Origin of the sequence: Krasilnikovia sp. MM14-A1259 (assembly GCF_047159535.1) — a bacterium.
In the GTDB taxonomy this organism is placed as follows: domain Bacteria; phylum Actinomycetota; class Actinomycetes; order Mycobacteriales; family Micromonosporaceae; genus Actinoplanes.
The window spans coordinates 227,710-247,293 of the sequence record NZ_BAAGAJ010000002.1 but is presented as its reverse complement, the minus strand read 5'-3'; the positions used below and the strand labels follow the sequence as shown (position 1 = coordinate 247,293).

Genomic DNA, 19,584 nt, shown 5'->3' with positions numbered 1-19,584 from the left:
GAACACCCTCCGCACCCAGGTACTGGGCCTCGCCGTTTCACCCGGTACCCGCCAGGTCCGTCCGGGCGACGGTGATCGACGGCTCCGGAGCCACCGCCCGATCTGGTGAAGGTCCTCGTTAGCCCCTCCGCACAAAGACCCGCCGCCGGTCGCCGGGACGCGAGCGCAGGAACTCGAACGCCGCCAGCGCGTGCTGACCAAACAGTCCCGCCACCGTGTCGCTCCAGGTCACCGGGACGGCGCGCACGCGTTCCACGGCATCCATGTTCCGGGGCGCCCTACCCCAGGTCCGGTCGATGCCTGTACCGGTGGGCCGCCCGTCTCGCAGCTGGTCGACGTCCGGCCGCGAAAGTCCGGCCTCGCGCAACGCCCGCTCCGGGAAGGCACTGGCCCCGTCGGTGAACAACGGCGCCTGCCATGCCGGCACCTCCGCTGTCACCAGAATCCTGCAAGTCGTCCATTCCTCGACGAGCAGATCCTCGAAGTCACACCAGTACGTCGGACCGTATTCGTCATCGTGGTGCTGCTGGGCGTAGCCGAGATATTCGGAATCCGGCGGTTGGGTGGGCAGCTCGGTGTTCATGGAAAACAGTGGCTGCGGCCCGACGAACAGGTCCATCACCCTGCGGCGGCCGGACACGAATAGCAGCTCACGCGGCCGGCCCACCTCGGCCGCCGTACGCTCCGGCCAGAGCTTCCAGTCGCCGTCGACCAGTGTCTCGGCATACCACCACCAGTGAATGCCCACGGCGGCGACGATAGGCGGGTGAGTCCACCCGGCGACTTGGACGAGGGCACATCTCGGCTGCTCACCGTCCCCGTTCCGCGGTCAGGGCTGACGGTGCGCGATGAGGACCGCTCCGGCAACGACCTCATCAGGGCCGATGACCATCTGCGCGTCGACCGTGAATCCGGCGTCGCGCAGCCAGACAGCGACTCGGTCGGGCTGCCGCCGATGGACGTACACCTTCATCGGGTGGCCGCCGTAGCCTTCGGTTTTCAGCCGAGACTGGTCGCCGACATGGAACCCGATCAACACCGGCCCGCCGGGGCGCAGGACGCGCCGGATGTGGCCGAGGACCGTAGCGATCTCGTCGTCCGGGATGTGGATCAGCGACCAGAAGGCGAGCACGGCGGCGATCGAGGCGTCGGCAAGCTGGAGGTCCGTCATCGAACCGACCTCGAACCGCAGCCCGGGGTGGTCACGCCGAGCGATGTCAATCATCGCCGGTGAGAGGTCGATGCCGAAGGCGTCCACTCCAAGCCTCTGCAGGTGGGCGGTCACGTGTCCCGGTCCGCAGCCCACATCCGCCACCGGTCCGCCGCCGGCGCTGTGAACCAGGTCGGCAAACAGTGCCAGAGCGGCCCGAAGATGCGGCTGTCCGTCCAATGACGCGCGGACGACGCCGCCGGGCGATCTGCGGCTGCTCAGTTCGTGGCGAGTGTCCTGATCGATGTGAGGGTGGCGTCCGGGTCGGCGCCCAGACCGCCGAGCAGGCTCACGAACATCGGCACGAGGACATGTTCGACGCCGCCCTTGCCGAAGAATCCGGCGACGTCCAGCGTCACGTAGCCGTGCATCGCGGTCCACAGCTGGCTGGCGATCGCCTGCGGCTCGGCGGGCGTGAGCCGCCCTTGGTCCACGGCGCGGCGGGATGCCTCCACGACCTCGTCGAACGTGTACTGGCCCTGCGCACGCTCGTCCGTGGCCTGGGGGCGGTACCCCCCGAGTGGGGCGGTGCCGAACATGACGGCGTACAGATGGGGGTTCTGTCGGGCGTTGGCCAGGTAGGCGCGGGCCAGGCCCGCCAGGTCGGTGATCGCGTCGTCCGTGCGGGGCACCTCGGCGAGCAGCACGCCCAGCCGGGCGAAGCCTTCGCCGACCACCGCATGGGCGAGATCGGCCATCGACCCGAAGTGGGTGTACACGGCCATGGTCGAGGTGTCGGCCTCCGTGGCGACCCGGCGCAGGGTGAGCGCCGAGGGGCCTTCCTCGGCGAGCAGGCGGGCGGCGCCTTCCAGCAGGCGGACCCGCACTTCGGGGTTGCCACGACGCTCGATCACCGCGCCACCCTACCGCTATAGCGCTTGCTATATCGGCCGCTATAGTGGCGGGCGGAGGTGTCGTCATGAACGACTGGGACGCGATCGTCATCGGCTCCGGCCTCGGCGGGCTCACCTGCGCCGCCTATCTCACCGCCGCCGGCAAGCGCACCCTGGTGCTGGAGCAGAACCAGGTCGCCGGCGGCTGCAGCCAGGTCTTCCGCCGCAAGGGCAATCGGTACGAGTTCGACGTCGGCATGCACTACATCGGCGAATGCCACCCGGGCGGCCGGATGACGGCCGCGCTGCGTGGCCTCGGGCTCGACGACCGGATCGAGTTCCGCCAGCTCGACCCCGACGGGCACTCCACGCTGGTGTTCCCCGGTCTCACGTTCCGGGTGCCCAGTGACTGGGACACCTACCTGGCCCGGCTGATCGAGGCGTTCCCCGGTCAGGAACGCGGCCTGCGGCTGTGCGTCGGCATCCTGCGGCGCATCGGCGCCGAGTTGCGCACCGCCGTGCTGCCCAAGCGCAGCGTCCGGGACCTGCTGCGGTTCGCCCGTACGGCACCGACCATCGCCACGGTCGGGCAGCTGCCGCTGAACTGGCTGTTCGCCGCGTGCCGGCTGAGCCCGCTGGCTCGGGCGGTGATCGTCGGCGAGTCCGGCGACTACGGAGCGCCCCCGTCGCGGACGTCGGTCGCGCTGCACGGTGGCTTCCTCGACCACTACCTCACCGGCGGCGCCTGGTACCCGCGCGGCGGTGGCCAGGTCGTCCCGGCCCACCTCATCGACGTGATCCAGACCCACGGCGGCCAGGTACGCACGAAGGCTTCCGTCACGGACATCCTGATCGAGGACGGCGCCGCGGTCGGGGTCCGGCTCGCCGGGGGCGAGACGATCCACGCCCCCATCGTCGTGTCGGGTGCCGATCTCAAACGCACCTACCTCGACCTCGTCGGCCGCGAACACCTGACGCCGAGCACCGTGGCCCGGGTGGAGAAGTACCGGATGGCGCTGCCGCTGTTCAGCGTCTACCTCGGACTCGACATCGACCTCGCCGACCAGCTGCCCAACAGCACGTACTGGTGCTATCCGCACACCGACACCGAGGGTGTGTACCGCAACGCGTACGAGGGACGCATCCCGGACGAGCTGCCGATCTTCCTCACGTCCGCCACGACCAAGGACCCGGGGAACCCGCACGCCGCCCCGCCGGGGCACAGCACGCTCGAAGTGATGTGCCTCGCGCCGCAGGGCACGTTCTGGCCCGGCGGTGACGGCTACCGCAAGGACCCGGACTACCTCGCGCTCAAGGAACGCCTCACCGAGCAGCTGATCGACCGCGCCACTACCCTGATCCCCCACCTGCGCCAGCACATCGTCTGGCAGGAGGCGTCCAGCCCGGTCACCCACGAGCGGTTCACCTGGTCCAGCCTCGGGTCCAGCTACGGCATCGAAATGGCCGCCGACCAGATCGGGCCACGCCGGCCGGGCCCGCGTACCGAGATCCGCGGTCTGTGGCTCACCGGTGCCAGCACCACCTGGGGCAACGGCATCGTCGGCGCCGTCAGCAGCGGGCTGGGCACGGCAGGCGCGATCCTTCGCCGCCCGCTCAGCGCCGAGGTCAAAGCGGGTGCCGTGATCGCCGATCCGGCCAAACTCACCCCGGTCGGGCCCGACTGGGATCCGCTGGCCGCGTCCAAGCCCAGTTCCCCGCTGCGCAGCCGGTCGCGCGGCGCGGCCCGGAACGCGCCGGCGGGCCGAGGATGATCCGGAACGCGGGGACACCTGCCAGACTGATGCCGTGAACAAGCCCCAGACGGTCGGCGAGTACCTCGACGGGTTCTCCGGCGCGGCCCGCGTGCTGCTCGAGGAACTGCACACGCTCGCCCGGGGGGCCGTGCCTGCTGCGGACGAGGTCATCAAGTGGGGCCACCCTGCGTGGGTCCACCCGTCGGGGACGATCCTGTTCGTGGTCAGCGGCCACGCGAAGCACGCCAATTTCACCTTCACCCCCAGCACGCGCGAAGCCTTCGACAGCGAACTCGGCGATGTGGAGACCGGCAAGGGCACGGTCAAGCTGCCGTACGGCAGCCCGCCGCCGGCCGACCTGCTGCGCCGCATGATCGCGTACCGCGTGCGCGAGCACGAGGACGACGGCGTGCTGTGGAAGTAGTCACCACCCCGCGTACGTAGCGTCGGTTCTCATCCGCGGCAGGCGATGTGATGCCGGTCGGGTCATTCCACAGTCGGTGACGTGCCCGGGCTCCGCCCCGGCGTCGACGGGTGAGGAGATGACCTGGATGGCCGACGCCGCGCATGTCTCGCGTACGGTCAAGCCCGCACCGTCCGCCGCACCGGCCCGCGCCGGTCTGGTGCTGATGTCGCTGATCGCCGTGGCGGCCGTCGCGAACCTGAATCTGTCCGTGGCCAACGTCGCCCTGCCCTCGATCGGCCGGACGTTCGACTCGTCGCAGACCACTCTCGACCTGATCGCCGTCGGGTACTCCCTGGGCCTGGCCGCGTCCGTGCTCTACCTGGGTGCGCTCGGCGACCGGTACGGCCGCAAACTGATGCTCCTGGCCGGCATGGTCCTGTCCGTGCCGGCCTGCCTTCTCGCGGCGTACGCCCCCTCGGACGGTGTCCTGTTCGCGGCCCGGGTGCTCGGCGGGCTGTCCGCGGGAATGGCATATCCGACCACGCTGGCGCTGATCACGGCGCTGTGGTCCGGCCCGGGCCGGACCAGGGCGATCGCCCTGTGGTCGGCGGTCGGCGGCGGGATCGCCGCGCTCGGGCCGCTGGTCGCCGGTGCGCTGCTGCAAAGCTTCTGGTGGGGCTCGGTTTTCCTGGTCACGCTGCCGCTGGCGGCGTTCGCTCTGGTGCTGGCGTTCCTCCTCGTGCCCGGCCACGTGCACGAGACCACTGACCCGGTCGACAACGGCGGCGGCGTCCTGTCGGTGATCGTGGTGGGCACGCTCATCCTGGCGATCAACTTCGCGCCGGTGCCGGGCAAGGGCGCCCTCGCCCTGGGCCTCGCCGCGGTCGCGCTCGCCGCGCTCGCCGGCTTCGTGCTCCGGCAGCGGCGCGCCCGCAACCCGCTCTACGACCTGCACGTCGCCGGACGCCGCATCTTCTGGGTCGCCGCCTGCGCGGGGGTCATCGTGTTCGGGTCGCTGATGGGTTCGGCGTTCATCAGCCAGCAGTACCTGCAGAACGTGCTGGGCTATTCGACCCTGGAAGCCGGGACGGCATTCCTGCCGGCGGTCGTCATCATGGTCCTGGTCGCCCCGAGCTCGGCCCGGCTCGTCGAGACGCGCGGCGCCCGGTTCACGCTGCTCACCGGGTACGTGTTCCTGCTGCTCGCGTTCGCCTGGATGCTGCTGCTCTGGGGGCAGGGAAGCGCCTACTGGCAGATCGGTATGGCGTACGCGTTCGTCGGCGCCGGTGTGGGGTTCGCCGGCACCCCGGCGTCGCACTCGCTGACCGGCTCGGTGCCCGTACAGCGCGCCGGGATGGCGTCAGGCACCGCGGACCTGCAGCGCGACCTGGGCGGCGCAATCCTCCAGTCGGTGTTCGGGGCGCTGCTCACGGCGGGCTACGCGTCGGCGTTCTCCGCCGCGATCGCCGCGTCCCCAGACCGGCAGCAGGTCAGCACCAGCATGCAGAACATGCTCACCCGCTCGTTCTCCAGTGCGGCGGACGCCGCCCAGACCTATCCCCAGTACTCCGCTCAGATCACCGCCGCGGCGCGGTCGTCGTTCCTGTCCGGCGCGGACTGGGCGTACGCGGCCGGGATCACCGCGATCGTGGCCGGCGCCGCGATCGTGTACTTCCTGTTCCCGAGGAAGGAGGACGAGGACGGGCTCCTCGCCGCGTACCACGCCGAGGACGCCCGGGCACGATCCGACCCGTAGGGCAAACGACGGAGGGATCGAGTGATGGACGCCCAACACTTCGATGTGATCGTGATCGGCACCGGCGCCGGGGGCGGCACCCTGGCGCACCGGCTGGCCCGCACCGGAAAAACGATCCTGATGCTGGAACGCGGCGACTACCTGCCCCGGGAGCGGGACAACTGGGATTCCGGGACGGTCTTCGTCAAGGGCAGCTACCGCGCCCCCGAGTTCTGGCTCGACCGGCACGGCAACGAGTTCCCGCCCGAGGTGAACTACTACGTCGGCGGTAACACCAAGTTCTACGGGGCGGCGCTGTTCCGCCTGCGACCGCAGGACTTCGGCGAGCTGCGCCACCACGGCGGGATCTCACCTGCCTGGCCGCTGCGATACGAGGACTTCGAGCCGTACTACACGCAGGCCGAGCAGTTGTACCTGGTGCACGGCGAGCACGGGGAGGATCCCACCGAGGGGCCGGCGAGCGGCCCGTACCCCTTCCCGCCGGTCCAGCACGAGCCGCGCATCCAGGAGCTCAGTGACAGCCTGGAGAAGCTCGGCAGGCATCCGTTCCACCTGCCGATCGGGGTCAATCTGACGCAGGACGCGCAGGGACGGGCGACCCGGGGCAGCGTATGCATCCGCTGCGACCGCGTCGACGGTTTCCCCTGCCTGGTCGGCGCGAAGTCCGACGCGCAGGTCGTCTGCGTCGATCCGGCCCTGGCACACGACAACGTCCGCCTGCTCACGAACGCGTACGTGGAACGGCTCGACACCGATCCGGCGGGCCGTACGGTCACCGCCGTGGTGACCCGGCTCGGCGACGGCTCGGTCCTGCATCTGCATGCGGACATCGTCGTCGTCTCCTGTGGTGCGGTGAACTCGGCGGCGCTGCTTCTGCGCTCGGCGAGCGACCGGCACCCCCGCGGGCTGGCCAACAGCTCCGACGTGGTCGGCCGGCATTACCTGCGGCACAACAACCTGGCCCTGATGGCGGTCTCGCGCGAACCCAACCCGACACGCTTCCAGAAGACGCTGGCGCTCAACGACTGGTACCTGGGCGCCGACGACTGGGACTACCCGCTGGGCGGTATCCAGATGCTGGGCAAGTCCGACGGCGAGCAGATCCGGGCGAACGCCCCGCGCTGGGCCGGCCGGGTCTCCCCCGAGATGCCGTTCGACGTGCTGGCACACCATGCGGTCGACTTCTGGCTGTGCGGCGAGGATCTGCCCGACCCGGACAACCGCGTCACGCTCGACGCCGACGGCCGCATCCGGCTCACCCTCGACGAGAGGAACAACATCGAGGGGGTCACACGGCTGCGGCACAAGCTGGCGGGCCTGCTCGGCGAGCTCGGGATGCACCCGCACAAGCTCCTCGACCACAGCATCTACCTGCACAAGGGCATGCCGATCGGGGCGACCGCCCACCAGGCCGGCACGGTCCGCTTCGGCACCGACCCGCACAGCTCGGCGCTGGACCCCAACTGCCGGGCACACGACGTGGACAACCTGTACGTGGTCGACACCAGCTTCTTCCCCAGCATCGGTGCCGTGAACCCGTCCCTGACCGCCATCGCCAACGCGTTGCGCGTCGGCGACCACCTCGCCGAACGACTGCACTGAGGATCAGCTCAGCCGGTGATGCGGGACCGGCCCCGCGGACGTACCGGTGTCGTGGCCGTCGCGCGAGGTCGTCGGATCCTCACCCAGGACGCTGCGCTGGTCGAGCACGTACAACAGGGACAGCGCCGGCACGACCAGCAGCAGCGCCACCCCGAACCAGGCGAGCACCCAGTGCAGAGTCGCGGTCGCCGCCGCGCCCGCGCTGATCGTCAGCCCGAACGGCAACAGGTACGGGTACTGCGCCACCGCCCACGTCCACACCAGGGCGGCAATGCCCGCCGCGGCCACGAGCCGCAGCCCGCGTACCGTGCCGCGCACGGCGAGCAGCAACGCGGCGCCGAGCCCGAGCAGGCCCAGCAGGATCAGCCACCATCCGCGCTCGACCACGCGGTCGAACATCTGCCGCTGGTCGACCCGCAACGAGATCAGCGCGCCCGCGCCGAGCATCACACCGGCGGCCCCCGCGCACAGCGCCCGGACGCGGAAGTACCCGGTCAGCTCGGACACCTCGCGCCGGTGCGTCTCGGCGAGCAGATACACCGCGGAGGCGAACGCGCCGATCCCGACGGCGAGCAGTCCGAGCAGCACCGACGTGACGTTCAGCCAGCTGGTGAACTCGTCGCCGGCGGCGTTGCCCGGCGGCACCCGCCCGGTGACGACCGCGCCGAGCGTCGCGCCCAGGAAGAACGGGGTGAGCAGCGACCCGACGCCGAACAGCCACCCGGCGACGTGGCGTACCCGGGCCCGCGCCGCGTCCTTGCGCATCGCGAAACTGGCCGCGCGCAGCACGATGCCGAGCGCGGCCACCGCCAGCGGAATGAACAGCGTGGACATGATGGACGCGAACGTGCTGCCGAACGCGGTCCAGCACAGCACGAGCACGTAGATCAGCCACACGTGGTTGGCTTCCCACACCGGGGTGACGGCCGTGTCGATGAGCGCCCGGGGGCGCTGCCCGCGGACGCGCCCACCGGCGGTCAGGTCCCAGAAGCCGGCGCCGTAGTCGGCGAGCCCGGAGCAGGCGTACGCGGTGATGGCGAGCACCAGGACGGCCGCGACCGCGGTGGCCGCGGTCATCGCCCGGCCTCCGGGGTGGCTGCCGGGCGCGGGCCGTACACGGCGTCCTCGTCGATCGTGCGGTCGGTGTGCCGCCAGCGCCGCGACATGGCCCGCAGTACGGCTACCGTGCCGATGCCGAGCACGAGGTACAGCGCCAGCACGACCGTGAAGCTGACCCACACACCGTCGGCATGGGTGACCGCGTCGGACGTCCGCAGCACCTGGTAGACGATCCACGGCTGGCGGCCCACCTCGGTCACGATCCAGCCGGCCTCGACAGCGACGTACGTGAGCGCCCCCGCTGCGGCGGCGCACCAGAGGAACAGCCGGGACCGCGGCACGTCGCGCCGGCGCCAGTAGGCGACGCCGAACCAGAGCGCCAGCGGGATCAGCACGGTGCCGATGCCGGCCATCGTGTCGAACGCCCAGTGCACGATCGTGACGTTCGACGGCCGGTCGGCGGCGGCGACGCCGTCGAGCCCCGGCACGTACGTGTCGACGCTGCCGCCGGCCAGCCAGGAGTCCAGCCCGGCGATGCGCACACCGCCGCGCACCGTGTTGGTCGCGCTGTCGTAGACCCCGTACAGGATTTCCGGCTGGTGGCCGCCGGAGGTGGTGACGACCTCCATGGCGGCGAACTTCGCCGGCTGGTCGTGGAAGACGGCGACCGCAGCCAGGTCACCGACGACGAACTGCACCGGGGTGAGCACGGCCGCGACGGTGAACGGGATGAGGATCCCCAGCCGGTGGTACCGGTCGCGCCGGCCGCGCAGCCAGCCGACCGCGTACACGGAGGCCACCGTGAACCCGGCCGCCATGTACGCGGCGAGCACGAAGTGGGTCAGCTCGTACGGCAGGGCCCGGTTCAGGATCGCTGCGCCCGGGTCGATGTTCGTGAGCTGCCCGTCGGGGCCGAGCGTGAACCCGGCGGGCATGTTCATCCACGCGTTCGCGGAGATGATGGAGAACGCCCCCGCGAGCGCGATGAACGGGATCGGCAGGCCCAGCCAGAAGTGCGTCCAGGGCCGCATCCGCCGCCACCCGTATATGTAGACGGCCACCAGGATCGCCTCGAGGAAGAACGCGATGCCCTCGATCGCGAACGGCAACCCGAACACCTCGCCGAACCGGCCGGTGAGCCCGGGCCACAACAGACCCATCTCGAACGACAGCACGGTGCCCGACGCGGCGCCCACGGCGAACGTCAGACCGGCCGCGTGTGACCAGCGCCGGGCCAGGGTGAGCGCCACCGGGTCATTGCGTCGCAGACCCTTGTAGTTGGCGATCAGCATCATCGTGGGCAGGGCCACGCCCAGCGGCACCAGGATGATGTGGAACATCAGCGTCAGGGCCATCTGCTCGCGCGCCGGAAGCAGTTGCGCCGGCTCCGCCAGCAGGGCCACCCCGGTCACGACGTACCTACCGCTGCCATCGTCGACCTCCACCACGGTACGGGGCCTGGTGCATCGCCCACGGTCGTCGCGGGCGCCGCCGGGGATACCATCCGGCGCGAATGAATCGGCGGTCGCCGATGCCGGGCCTGCGATCGGAACGAGGCCCCCTCGTCGAGCCGGGTCACCTGCGCCGTCCGGCACCCGTGCACGTGCCGCACGTCTCTCACTCGCCGCGGATGACGCCGCGCCGGGTCCGACCGGCACACCATCGCGCCACGCCCAAGGCCGGAACACTCGCGCCACGCTCCGAGCCGGAAGGAGCCACCGCATGGCACGGATGCCGACGTCCGCCGACGCCGCACACGGGCCGACCCGCGTGGTCATCGTCGGCGCGGGCTTCGCCGGGGTCGCCTGCGCCCGGCGGCTCGCCGGTGAACCCCGCGCCCACGTCACGATCCTCGACGGCCGGGGGTACCACCAGTTCCAGCCGCTGCTGTACCAGATCGCGACCGCCGAGCTCGCCCCACGCGACATCCGGTTCGACCTGGCCGAGATGTTCGCGCGGCATCGCAACGTCGAGGCGCGCACGGCCGAGGTGGTCGCGCTCGATCCGCGGCAGCGCACCGTGACACTCGCCGACGACAGCACCGTCCAGGGCGACGTCCTGGTCCTCGGCGTCGGCGCGCAGCCGAACTTCTTCCACACACCCGGCGCGGATACGTACGCCCTGCCGCTGTACAGCCTCGACGACGCCGAACGGGTCCGCACCCGGCTGCTGGAACTGTTCCGCGACGCCGCGGCGAAGCCGGAGCTGGTCGACGAGGGCGCGCTCACGTTCGTGGTGGTCGGCGGCGGGCCGACCGGCGTAGAGACCGCGGGCGCGGTCGCCGAGCTGGTGCACGAGGTGATGCCGCACGTGTACCCGCATCTGGCCGTCGCGGGCGCGAAGGTGGTGCTGGTCGACCTCGCGCACATGCTGCTCACCGCGTTCTCCGACGAGGCCCACACGTACGCCGCCAGGCAGCTGCACCGCCGCGGCATCGACGTACGCCTGGGGGTGTCCGTCCGGGAGGTGACCGACCGCGGCGTCACGCTCGGCGACGGCACGCGCATCCCCAGCCGTCTCGTGGTGTGGGGCGGCGGCGAGATGGCCGCGCCGCTGGCGTTCCGGTCGGGTCTGCCGCAGGGCCACGGCGGCCGCATCGACGTGCACCCCGACCTGACCGTGCCCGGGTTCCCCGCGGTGTACGCGCTCGGCGACGTCGCGAACGTCCCGAACGGCGACGGCACCGCCCTCCCCCAGCTGGGCAGTGTGGCCCAGCAGACCGGCGACTGGGCCGCCGGGAACATCATCGCCGACATCGAGGGCGCCGGCCGGCAACCGTTCCGGTACAAGGACAAGGGCATCATGGCGATGATCGGCCGCAAGGCCGCAGTCGCGGAGATCGGACCGCACCGCCACGAGCTGAACGGACGGCTGGCGTTCGCCGCCTGGCTCGGGGTGCACGCGCAATTGCTGGCCAACGCGGGTGCCGAGCTGAACGCGTTCGTCAGCTGGGCGGACGACTTCTACCTGCGCCCCGCGCACCGCTCGGCGGCGCTGCTCGACCCGTCGACGATTGACGAACCGCGAATCCGCCGCAGCGCCGGCTGACCGGGCCGCGCCGCCAGACCGCCGGAGCAGAGCTATGGCACCCGTACCTCGCAGGAGCGCGCCGCAGCGCGCCGACGTCCTGGTCATCTTCGGCATCAGCGGCGACCTCGCCAAGGTGATGACGTTCCGTTCGCTGTACCGGCTGGAGCTGCGCGGCCTGCTCGACTGCCCGATCGTCGGCGTCGCGGTCGACGGGTGGAGCCAGGACGATCTCGTCGCGCACGCCCGGGCGGCGATCGAGGGCGCCGGGGAGAAGGTGGAGGAGGACACGTTCGGCCGGCTCACGGGCCGGATGTCGTATCTGAGTGGCGACTTCGGCGATCCTGCCACGTATCAGCGGGTGGCGGACGCGATCGGCAGCGCCGCGGTCCCCGTGTTCTATCTGGAGATACCGCCGTTCCTGTTCGGGCGGGTCGCCGAGGGGCTGGCCAGGGCGGGGCTGGTGCGCTCGGGGCGGGTGGTGGTGGAGAAGCCGTTCGGCCACGACCTCGCTTCGGCGATCGGGCTGGCCGAGGAGATCCACCAGTACATCGACGAGTCTCAGCTGTACCGGATCGACCATTTCCTCGGGAAGATGGGGCTTGAGGAGCTGGTGTTCTTCCGCTTCGCGAACGCGATGTTGGAGCCGGTGTGGAACCGCAACTACATCGAGTGTGTCCACATCACCATGCTGGAGAGTTTCGGGGTCGAGGATCGCGGACACTTCTACGACCCGGTGGGGGCGCTGCGCGACGTCGTCGTCAACCACCTCATGCAGGTCGTCGCCGCCGGCGCGATGGAAGCGCCGGCCGGCCACGAACCCGACATCGTCAAGAACGCGCAGGTGGCGCTGTGGCGTGCGGTCCTGGACGCCGACCCTGCGCAGTGCGTACGCGGCCAGTACGACGGGTACCGCAGCATCCCCGGGGTCGCCCCCGACTCGACGACGGAGACGTACACGGCGCTGCGGCTGGAGATTGACAACTGGCGCTGGTCGGGGGTGCCGTTCTTCCTGCGTACGGGCAAGCGGATGCCAGTGACCCAGACCGAGTTCCGGCTGATCTTCCGCCGGCCGCCGCGGCTCGGCCTGCGGCTGCCCGGCTTCCACAATCCCGACCCGGACGAACTGGTCATCAAGCTCGATCCGTTCACCGGCATCCGGTTCCGGTTGCAGGCGCACCGTTCGGACGCCCCGGGGGCGGAGTCCATCACCTTGGACATGGGCTTCGCCGAGGAGGGCGGTGAGGGGCCGACGCCGTACGAGGTCCTGCTGCACGCCGCGCTGCTGGGCAACAGCACCCGGTTCCAGCGGCAGGACGGCGTGGAGGAGACGTGGCGGATTGTGCAGCCGCTCATCACCGTGCCGCCCGCGGTGCAGCCGTACGCGCCGGGCACCTGGGGACCGGCCGGCGCCGACGCGCTCGTGGCCGGGCACGGCGGGTGGCGCGCCCCGTGGTGACCGTCCCGCGCTCGCGCCGCCGATAGCGTACGGTCCGCTGTGGCACGCAGCGGGGAGGCGCGACGGCATGGACCACCGACACGACGACCACGGGCATGACGGGCACGGCCACGGTCACGATCCGCACGGCCACGGTCACGCCGGGCACGGACATGGCGGGCACAGCCACGGGGTGTCCGCCGATGCGGACCGCCGGTGGCTGAGCCTGGCGCTGGGACTCATCGGCGTATTCATGGTCGGCGAGGTCGTGGTCGGCCTGGCCGCCCGGTCGCTCGCGCTGCTGTCCGACGCGGCGCACATGCTCACCGACGCCGGGTCGATCGTGCTGGCGCTGGTCGCCATGCGACTGGCCGCGCGCCCGCCGAAGGGCGGTTTCACGTTCGGCCTGAAGCGGGCGGAGATCCTCTCCGCGCAGGCGAACGGGCTCACCATGCTGATCCTGGCCGTGTGGCTGGGCGCCGAGGCGGTCCAGCGGCTGATCGATCCGCCCGCGGTCGCCGGCGGGCTGGTGCTGGTCACGGCGCTGGCCGGCATCGCCTTCAACCTGGCGGCAGCGTGGGCGATCAGCCGCGCCAACCGGTCCAGCCTCAACGTCGAGGGCGCATTCCAGCACATTGTGAACGACCTGTTCGCGTTCATCGCGACCGCGGTCGCGGGTGCCGTCATGCTGCTGACCGGGTTCACCCGGGCCGACCCGATCGCGACGCTGATCGTGGTGGTGCTGATGGTGAAGGCCGGCATCGGCCTGGTCCGCGAGTCGGGAAAGATCTTCCTGGAGGCTGCGCCCAGCGGCATCGACCCGCCGGAACTGGGTGCCCGGCTGAGCGAGGTGCCGGGCGTCGTCGAGGTGCACGACCTGCACGTCTGGCAGATCACCTCGGGACAGCCGGCACTGTCGGCGCACGTGCTGGTGGCGGAAGGGCTGGACTGCCACGCCGTCCGCGACAGCATCGAGCGGCTGCTGCGCCGCGACTACCGGATCACGCACAGCACGCTGCAGGTCGATCACGCCGACACCGACCCGGCCCGGTCGACGGGCTACGAGGTCGACCCGGCCGATCCGCGCGGGCACTGCGGCGACTCCCACGGCGAGCGATACCGGCCGGCCGGCGCCGGTACGGCGTAGCGGAGCACCGGCCCCCCATGCGGGCCCTCGCTATCGTGAACGCCGCATCGATATACCGACGGAGGACTTGATGGCCGACCCGCTGCGCCCCACGTTGATGACGAAGATGCGGGCGTCGCTCGGCGGGGAGCGCGACGCGGCTCTGCTGGAGGCGATGCGGGCCGCCGGACGGGTCGCGTACGGCGAACTGATGGCCGCGGAGAAGGTCCGCAGTGAGATGGCAGCCACCGGGTCGTCCTTGTGGGCCGCACCCGCGTCGGCCGGCAGCCAGAATCTGGCCGCGTGGAACGCGTTCGTGTTGCAGACGCTCGGCGAGACGCTGCTCGACGCCGACTACGCCGCCAAGCCCGGCACGGTGGGTTTCGTGCCACCGGTCACCTACGACCAGACGTCGCGGTGGTTCGCCGCGGTCGAGAGCTGGGTGTCGCGTGCCCGCCAGGCAAGGGCGAACCCGGACTACGACATCAGCCGCGAGCTCACGTTGCCGGCCGGTCTGCCGGCGTGGGCCGAGGTGGAGCCGTGCCCGCCCGAGCACCTGGCCGCCCTGCTGGCCGCGATTCCGCCGGTCCGCGAACACGTCGACGTGACGGTGTTCGCGCTGGAGAAGGCGGGCGTACCGGAGAACCGGCGCGCGGCGGTCAATCAGCTCAAGCAGTTGGCCGCGGAGGCGGCCGCCGCCACCGACTACGCGATCGGATTGCGTACGCAGCGCCACCACCCCTCGCTGCACGAGCTGATCGAGAACAACCTCAAGCACGCGCTGGAGCTGTGGTTCCACGCCGGACAGCTGGCCGCCATGCCGCAACTGCTCGACAACTACCGGGCGTTGCGCCCGCCCGTTCGCCCGGACATCGCCACGCTGCCGGGCGGGGCGCGGTTCGACCCGTGGTGCCTGACCGACCCGGCCACCCTGGGGCAGTGGCAGCGCGACCCGCGGGCGGTGCAGGCGATCACGGAGATGTGGGAGTGGGATCCGGATCCGGCTGCCACGCTGACGCTCAAAGCGGAGATCGACACCGCGCTCGCCGCCGGTGACGTGGCTCCGGTGCGAGCCAGGAAGAACGGCACCTGCTACTACGAGTGCCCCTGGTCGGCGCTGTACGAGGTGCGCCGGCCGGTGACCATCGGCGGGCGTGCGCTCAAGGTCGTGCAGCAGTTCACCATGGAGGCTGCCGCCGACGACATGCCCCAGGGGATGCCGTTCCGGCGGGGCATCATCCTCGGCCCGTTCCGGAACACCGACGAGGTCGAGTACTGCGACCCCGACGGCAAGCACTGACGTTGATCACGGTTGATATCATCCGGTCCGTTGACGCGGGCCGAACACCGGCCGGCTCGGAGATGTCGGGGTAGGTCGGTATGGCAATGCTGGATGGGATTCGCGGCGCATTCATCGCCGGCACATCGCTGCTGATGCCCCGATGACCGGCCCGGCGCCGTCCGCGCCCGTGTCGTCCACCTGCCCGTCCTGCGGAGCCGGGATGGAGGTCGACCAGGACGCCGGTGTCATGCGATGTGGATACTGCCGGCGGGAGGTCCCCCTCCCCGCGTCGCAGCCCTCCGCGGCCGGCTGGCCGTTCAGCACGGGTGGCGCTGCCATGCCGGCCATCACGATCAGCACCTCCCGTACGTTCACGCAGACGCCGATGGTGGTCCGCCGCCAGAGGGTGGTGGTGTTGATCTTCACGGTGGGGATTCTCGCGGTGGTCGGTGTCCTCGTGGTGCCGAATCTCTGGTCCACACTGTTCGGTGCGTTCGGCGGGGTGGACGAGGTGAACGTGGGGACTGCGGCGCGGGTCGAGTCGTTCGACGCGACGGTTCGCAGCGTCGACTGCACCAAGCAGACGATCACCCAGCCCGATGATCCGGCGACCTCGTACGACGACAGCGAGACCGAGAAGGCCAAGGGCAAGTTCTGCGTGGTGTCCTTCTCGGTGAAGAACGTCGGCGAGAAGACCGACACGTATCGGACCTGGAGCCTGGAGGCCACGAGCCCGACGGAACGCCGGCTCGACCGGAACTCGACCGCGGAGCGTTACGTCAACAAGGGGAAAGACGCTCTCAGCGAGCCGATCGATCCAGGGAAGACAGTCGATCAGCTTCTGGTGTTCGACGTGCCGGCCGACACGAGTCTCGCGTACCTGCAGATTGCCGACGGCACCTTCAACGGGCCCAAGGTCAGGGTGAAGTTCGGCTCGTAGGAGCCGTCGGGGCGAGCGCGGTCAGAAGCCGGGGAAGACCGCGCGTAGCTGGTCGAGCGAGATGTTCCCGGTCACCGCAAGGCCTGCCGGGGTGTGCTCGGGGCCGAGCCGGCCGTAGATGAGGCGCAGCGCGGATTCCAGCGGCCCGGCGAACGTGGCCGTGGTCGGCAGATTCTCCGTCGTGAGCCGGGCCCCGTCGTCGAGGGCGATGCGGTATGGCGTGCCGGTGATGTCGACGACGGCGTGCTCGGGGGCCGCCTCCGCTTTGCCGATGAAGCCGAGCAGGAAGCCGAGGCTGCCGCTGAGGTGCTCGGCGAGCAGCCCGGCGGACTCGGCGCTCAGGGCCGCCGCCGGGTCGATGCCGACGCGGGCGTCCCAGCTGTGCTGGGCCACCTCGCTGAGCCGCAGGGCGGCGAACGCCGCGAGCGGAAGCGGGTCGGGCAGGAAGCCGACCGAGACCTCGAGGTCGTCGTGGCGTCCCTCCGGCACCGCTTCGAGCGCCGTGACCAGTGCGTTGTCGGAACGCAGGCATCCAGCGGCCTGGTCGGAGGGGCTCAGCGCGTTCCACCGGTCCCAGACGCCCTGGTTGAAGTCCTGCGCGGGCGGTTCCGCCTCGCCCAGCCCCGCCTTCAGCGCCGCGTGGGTGATCTCGGCGCCGCTGCCCAGGTGTGAGAGGACATCGGCGATGGTCCACTTGGCGGCGCCGGATGCGCCGGTGAGTTGCGCGGCGGACAGCGCGGGGACCGTGCCCGCCAGGGCGTCGTGCTCGTGGCGCAGGGCCGTGATCGTGCGGCCGGCAAGTGTCGTCATGCGTCAAACCTAGGTCTCGTCGGCCGCGGGCGCAGACAACCGGGCGGGCGTGGCGCGGTCAGGCCGTGGCGAGTACGGCCTCCATCGCATCGGCGATCTTGTGGTGGCCGGTGGCGTTGGGATGGTCACCGTCGTCGGCCAGCAGCGAGGTGTCGTCGTCCGTACCGGAAGCGCCTTTGAAAGGGGCGTAGATGTCGACGTACGTGGCGCCCAGGCCTTGGGCGCTGGCGGCGATCTGGGCGTTCTCGGCGAGCGTGAGCGAGGTGCTGTTGTGTACGTAGTCGGCGCCGAGGTCGGCCGCCACGTCGCCGTCGAGGAAGACGTTCCAGTAGCCCGTCACCACGACCGTCGCCGACCGGCCGTCGAGGAGCTCGTTCACCTTGCCGAACACGGCGCTGAGCTGCGGAGCTTGTTGTTTCAGGGCCGGCTGGAAGCAGTCGAGGCCGGGGCCGCTGCAGGCCTCGTCGGCGACCGAGTCGGTGTCGAAGTCGTTCGCGCCGACCGTGATGATGACCAGATCCGCGGCGGCGACCTCGCGGCCCACGTCCGGGTCGTTGAGCTGGGTGAGCAGGCCCGAGGTGGTCAGGCCGTTCTCGGCGAGGTTGGCGACGGTCGCGGTCATGTTCTTGCGCGCGGCCTCGTGGGTGCCCACGAGCGAAACGTACGGGGTGCAGTCGCACGCGGCGCCGGCCGGCACCGAGTCACCCAGACCGATCACCCGATATGAGCCGGACGGCGGCGACGGTGTGGCCGGTGACGGGGGCTGCTCCCCGGCGTGCCACGTGGCGTCCGACCGGACCAACGCCGGGGCTGCGTGTGGGCCGAAGACGAGCAGCATCGAAGCGGCCACGAGGAGACCGGCGGCCGTGAGCCCGGTCGCGCGGCCGACGCGCGGGGAGTGTGCAACCATGTCGAAACGTTGCCCTGATCTTCTGAGGGCCAACCGTGGACCCGCTGTGGCCGGCCTGTGTTCCCGCAAGCGTAGTTCGCTGGATGGCACATGTCGCCAATGTGCGTGGGAGTACCCACTTTTCGGGCTAAATTGTCGCCCGTTTCATCCACCCTGGGTGATCCCGCCCCGCCCGCGTACGCCGACGCTGGACCGCATGACGGGCGTACTCATGTGGGGCCGCGTGCCCACCGGGGCGGACACGGCCGCGCTCCCCCGCCGCCATGGCCGTCGCTGAACGCCGCCGGCGCGTCGGCCCCGCCCTGCTGGCCGCGCTGGTCGCGGCCGCGGTCGCTGGGTGCGGCGGAGGCGGCGGGAACGGCGACGTGGCGAAACGCCGGGCCGAATCCGAGGTCGCGGAGAAACAGAAGGCGCTCGATGAGGCCCGGTCCGACCTGACCGCCAAGACGACCGCGTTCTGCACCTCCACCGCGACGTATCTGACCGCGCTGGACCGTTACGGAGACGTCCTCCACAGCACGGCGCCGACCGTGGGTGACGTGAAGAACGCCGGGGCCGACCTGACCGATCCGCGGACCGACGTCGTGGCGAGCGCCGAGGCTGTGACGGCCGCCAAGGACCAGGTGGCGACCGCGGAGAAGGACCTCACCGAAGCCCAGTCAGCGCTCGCGAGACTGTCCGGCTCGCCGTCGGTGCCGGCCGGCTCTGCGTCTGCCTCACATTCGTCACCCACCGTGCCCGCCGCCACCGTGAACCGGGTGAAACAGGCCGACGCCGATTTCACCGCGGCGCAGCAGGGCATCACCGACCAGACGCCGCTGGCCCAGGCGGCCGAGCAGTTCAACGCCGCTGCGGTGGCGCTGGAGATGTCGTGGCTGACGCTGTTCGCGCAGGCCGGCTGCCTGACCGGCGAGCAGCAGGAGAAGGCTGAGGCCGCGGTGCGTGACTACACCACGGCGCTGCAGAAGTCGCTCGCCGACGCGGGGTACTACAAGGGCGAGGTGGACGGCGTGTACGGCCCGTCGACCGTCGATGCCGTGAAGGCCCTTCAGCAGAAGAAAGGTCTGCCGGTGACCGGCGCGATGGACAAGGCCACCACTGCCGCGTTGCAAGCCGAGCTGGCAGCCAAGGGCAGCGAAGCCGCCGACCAGGCGACCGCCTCCACGGCGGCGGTACAGCAGACGCTGAAGCTGGCCGGGCATTGGACGGGTCCGGTCGACGGGGTATGGACTCCGGCGCTGACCGAGGCGCTCAAGTCGTTCCAGAAGGATCTCGGCGTCGCGCCGACGGGGCAGGTGGACGCGGCCACCATCGCGGCTGCGGAACGGGCGCTGGCCCAGTCGGGCAGCCCGCAAGCGAGCGCGACGCCGTCCGGCGGCTGACCCGGTGCGCTCAAGCCTGCGCCCCAAAGGACCGTTATCAGGTATATTC

General features: G+C 70.9%; 18 protein-coding genes. 10 read left to right on the top strand and 8 right to left on the bottom strand.

Annotation, left to right across the window (positions count from 1 at the left end):
- Nucleotides 1-118 precede the first annotated feature (118 nt).
- The 3 genes from ACMCNK_RS01555 to ACMCNK_RS01545 form a co-directional block, all read right to left on the bottom strand.
- Nucleotides 119-748 (bottom strand): hypothetical protein, encoded by a 630-nt coding sequence (locus ACMCNK_RS01555; protein ID WP_412734562.1) that lies wholly within the window; start codon nucleotides 746-748, stop codon nucleotides 119-121.
- 81 nt (nucleotides 749-829) lie between these two features.
- Nucleotides 830-1,456, bottom strand: coding sequence for a class I SAM-dependent methyltransferase (locus ACMCNK_RS01550; RefSeq protein WP_412740733.1), 627 nt, complete (start codon nucleotides 1,454-1,456; stop codon nucleotides 830-832).
- A complete protein-coding gene (locus ACMCNK_RS01545) occupies nucleotides 1,429-2,064 on the bottom strand; it encodes a TetR/AcrR family transcriptional regulator (RefSeq protein WP_412734561.1) in 636 nt (211 codons plus the stop codon). Before ACMCNK_RS01545 ends, ACMCNK_RS01550 begins: the two co-directional genes overlap by 28 nt.
- 65 nt (nucleotides 2,065-2,129) lie before the next feature.
- Here ACMCNK_RS01545 and ACMCNK_RS01540 point away from each other — a divergent pair, with 65 nt between their 5' ends.
- The 4 genes from ACMCNK_RS01540 to ACMCNK_RS01525 all read left to right on the top strand — a co-directional run bounded on the left by ACMCNK_RS01540 (nucleotide 2,130) and on the right by ACMCNK_RS01525 (nucleotide 7,561).
- Nucleotides 2,130-3,815: a phytoene desaturase family protein gene (locus ACMCNK_RS01540; RefSeq protein WP_412734560.1), complete on the top strand. Its 1,686-nt coding sequence runs from the start codon at nucleotides 2,130-2,132 to the stop codon at nucleotides 3,813-3,815.
- 34 nt (nucleotides 3,816-3,849) lie between these two features.
- Nucleotides 3,850-4,221 (top strand): iron chaperone, encoded by a 372-nt coding sequence (locus tag ACMCNK_RS01535; protein ID WP_412734559.1) that lies wholly within the window; start codon nucleotides 3,850-3,852, stop codon nucleotides 4,219-4,221.
- A gap of 118 nt (nucleotides 4,222-4,339) precedes the next feature.
- Nucleotides 4,340-5,959, top strand: a complete 1,620-nt coding sequence (locus ACMCNK_RS01530; RefSeq protein ID WP_412734558.1) for an MFS transporter — start codon at nucleotides 4,340-4,342, stop codon at nucleotides 5,957-5,959.
- Between the two features lie 24 nt (nucleotides 5,960-5,983).
- Complete coding sequence (locus ACMCNK_RS01525) at nucleotides 5,984-7,561, top strand: GMC oxidoreductase (RefSeq protein WP_412734557.1); 1,578 nt, start codon at nucleotides 5,984-5,986, stop codon at nucleotides 7,559-7,561.
- A gap of 3 nt (nucleotides 7,562-7,564) precedes the next feature.
- Here ACMCNK_RS01525 and ACMCNK_RS01520 read toward each other — a convergent pair whose 3' ends face one another.
- Nucleotides 7,565-8,638, bottom strand: coding sequence for a cytochrome d ubiquinol oxidase subunit II (locus ACMCNK_RS01520; RefSeq protein WP_412734556.1), 1,074 nt, complete (start codon nucleotides 8,636-8,638; stop codon nucleotides 7,565-7,567).
- Nucleotides 8,635-10,065, bottom strand: coding sequence for a cytochrome ubiquinol oxidase subunit I (locus ACMCNK_RS01515; RefSeq protein ID WP_412734555.1), 1,431 nt, complete (start codon nucleotides 10,063-10,065; stop codon nucleotides 8,635-8,637). Before ACMCNK_RS01515 ends, ACMCNK_RS01520 begins: the two co-directional genes overlap by 4 nt.
- 277 nt (nucleotides 10,066-10,342) lie before the next feature.
- Here ACMCNK_RS01515 and ACMCNK_RS01510 point away from each other — a divergent pair, with 277 nt between their 5' ends.
- The 4 genes from ACMCNK_RS01510 (at nucleotide 10,343) to ACMCNK_RS01495 (ending at nucleotide 15,511) form a co-directional block, all read left to right on the top strand.
- The gene (locus tag ACMCNK_RS01510) at nucleotides 10,343-11,668 is read left to right on the top strand and encodes an NAD(P)/FAD-dependent oxidoreductase (RefSeq protein ID WP_412734554.1); all 1,326 of its coding nucleotides are present in this window, start codon (nucleotides 10,343-10,345) and stop codon (nucleotides 11,666-11,668) included.
- A 34-nt stretch (nucleotides 11,669-11,702) separates the two neighbouring features.
- A complete protein-coding gene (gene zwf, locus ACMCNK_RS01505) occupies nucleotides 11,703-13,106 on the top strand; it encodes a glucose-6-phosphate dehydrogenase (RefSeq protein ID WP_412734553.1) in 1,404 nt (467 codons plus the stop codon).
- 67 nt (nucleotides 13,107-13,173) lie between these two features.
- Nucleotides 13,174-14,232 carry a cation diffusion facilitator family transporter gene (locus ACMCNK_RS01500; RefSeq protein ID WP_412734552.1) on the top strand — a complete coding sequence of 353 codons (1,059 nt, stop codon included), beginning with the start codon at nucleotides 13,174-13,176 and terminating at the stop codon, nucleotides 14,230-14,232.
- A gap of 70 nt (nucleotides 14,233-14,302) precedes the next feature.
- Nucleotides 14,303-15,511 carry a hypothetical protein gene (locus tag ACMCNK_RS01495; protein ID WP_412734551.1) on the top strand — a complete coding sequence of 403 codons (1,209 nt, stop codon included), beginning with the start codon at nucleotides 14,303-14,305 and terminating at the stop codon, nucleotides 15,509-15,511.
- 111 nt (nucleotides 15,512-15,622) lie between these two features.
- On the opposite strand, the gene ACMCNK_RS01490 is transcribed toward ACMCNK_RS01495, so the two are convergent.
- Complete coding sequence (locus ACMCNK_RS01490; protein ID WP_412734550.1) at nucleotides 15,623-15,919, bottom strand: hypothetical protein; 297 nt, start codon at nucleotides 15,917-15,919, stop codon at nucleotides 15,623-15,625.
- On the opposite strand from ACMCNK_RS01490, the gene ACMCNK_RS01485 reads away from it, so the two are divergent.
- Nucleotides 15,909-16,433 carry a DUF4352 domain-containing protein gene (locus ACMCNK_RS01485; protein WP_412734549.1) on the top strand — a complete coding sequence of 175 codons (525 nt, stop codon included), beginning with the start codon at nucleotides 15,909-15,911 and terminating at the stop codon, nucleotides 16,431-16,433. The two genes, ACMCNK_RS01490 and ACMCNK_RS01485, sit on opposite strands and share 11 nt — an antisense overlap.
- Nucleotides 16,434-16,454: 21 nt before the next feature.
- Here the strand turns inward: ACMCNK_RS01485 and ACMCNK_RS01480 are convergent, their stop codons facing one another.
- Entirely contained in the window at nucleotides 16,455-17,243 is a 789-nt protein-coding gene (locus tag ACMCNK_RS01480; RefSeq protein ID WP_412734548.1) for a maleylpyruvate isomerase N-terminal domain-containing protein, read from the bottom strand.
- A gap of 58 nt (nucleotides 17,244-17,301) precedes the next feature.
- Nucleotides 17,302-18,153, bottom strand: a complete 852-nt coding sequence (locus tag ACMCNK_RS01475) for an SGNH/GDSL hydrolase family protein (RefSeq protein ID WP_412734547.1) — start codon at nucleotides 18,151-18,153, stop codon at nucleotides 17,302-17,304.
- Between the two features lie 263 nt (nucleotides 18,154-18,416).
- Here ACMCNK_RS01475 and ACMCNK_RS01470 point away from each other — a divergent pair, with 263 nt between their 5' ends.
- Nucleotides 18,417-19,535 (top strand): peptidoglycan-binding domain-containing protein, encoded by a 1,119-nt coding sequence (locus tag ACMCNK_RS01470; protein ID WP_412734546.1) that lies wholly within the window; start codon nucleotides 18,417-18,419, stop codon nucleotides 19,533-19,535.
- The last annotated feature ends 49 nt before the right edge of the window (nucleotides 19,536-19,584 follow it).

What these genes read in the sequence shown, in the direction of transcription:
- ACMCNK_RS01540 (WP_412734560.1), top strand. Translation starts at nt 2,130, where the DNA reads ATGAACGACTGGGACGCGATCGTCATCGGCTCCGGCCTCGGCGGGCTC.
- ACMCNK_RS01530 (WP_412734558.1), top strand. Translation starts at nt 4,340, where the DNA reads ATGACCTGGATGGCCGACGCCGCGCATGTCTCGCGTACGGTCAAGCCC.
- ACMCNK_RS01525 (WP_412734557.1), top strand. Translation starts at nt 5,984, where the DNA reads ATGGACGCCCAACACTTCGATGTGATCGTGATCGGCACCGGCGCCGGG.
- ACMCNK_RS01520 (WP_412734556.1), bottom strand. Translation starts at nt 8,638, where the DNA reads ATGACCGCGGCCACCGCGGTCGCGGCCGTCCTGGTGCTCGCCATCACC.
- ACMCNK_RS01510 (WP_412734554.1), top strand. Translation starts at nt 10,343, where the DNA reads ATGGCACGGATGCCGACGTCCGCCGACGCCGCACACGGGCCGACCCGC.
- zwf (WP_412734553.1), top strand. Translation starts at nt 11,703, where the DNA reads ATGGCACCCGTACCTCGCAGGAGCGCGCCGCAGCGCGCCGACGTCCTG.
- ACMCNK_RS01500 (WP_412734552.1), top strand. Translation starts at nt 13,174, where the DNA reads ATGGACCACCGACACGACGACCACGGGCATGACGGGCACGGCCACGGT.
- ACMCNK_RS01495 (WP_412734551.1), top strand. Translation starts at nt 14,303, where the DNA reads ATGGCCGACCCGCTGCGCCCCACGTTGATGACGAAGATGCGGGCGTCG.
- ACMCNK_RS01480 (WP_412734548.1), bottom strand. Translation starts at nt 17,243, where the DNA reads ATGACGACACTTGCCGGCCGCACGATCACGGCCCTGCGCCACGAGCAC.
- ACMCNK_RS01475 (WP_412734547.1), bottom strand. Translation starts at nt 18,153, where the DNA reads ATGGTTGCACACTCCCCGCGCGTCGGCCGCGCGACCGGGCTCACGGCC.
- ACMCNK_RS01470 (WP_412734546.1), top strand. Translation starts at nt 18,417, where the DNA reads ATGGCCGTCGCTGAACGCCGCCGGCGCGTCGGCCCCGCCCTGCTGGCC.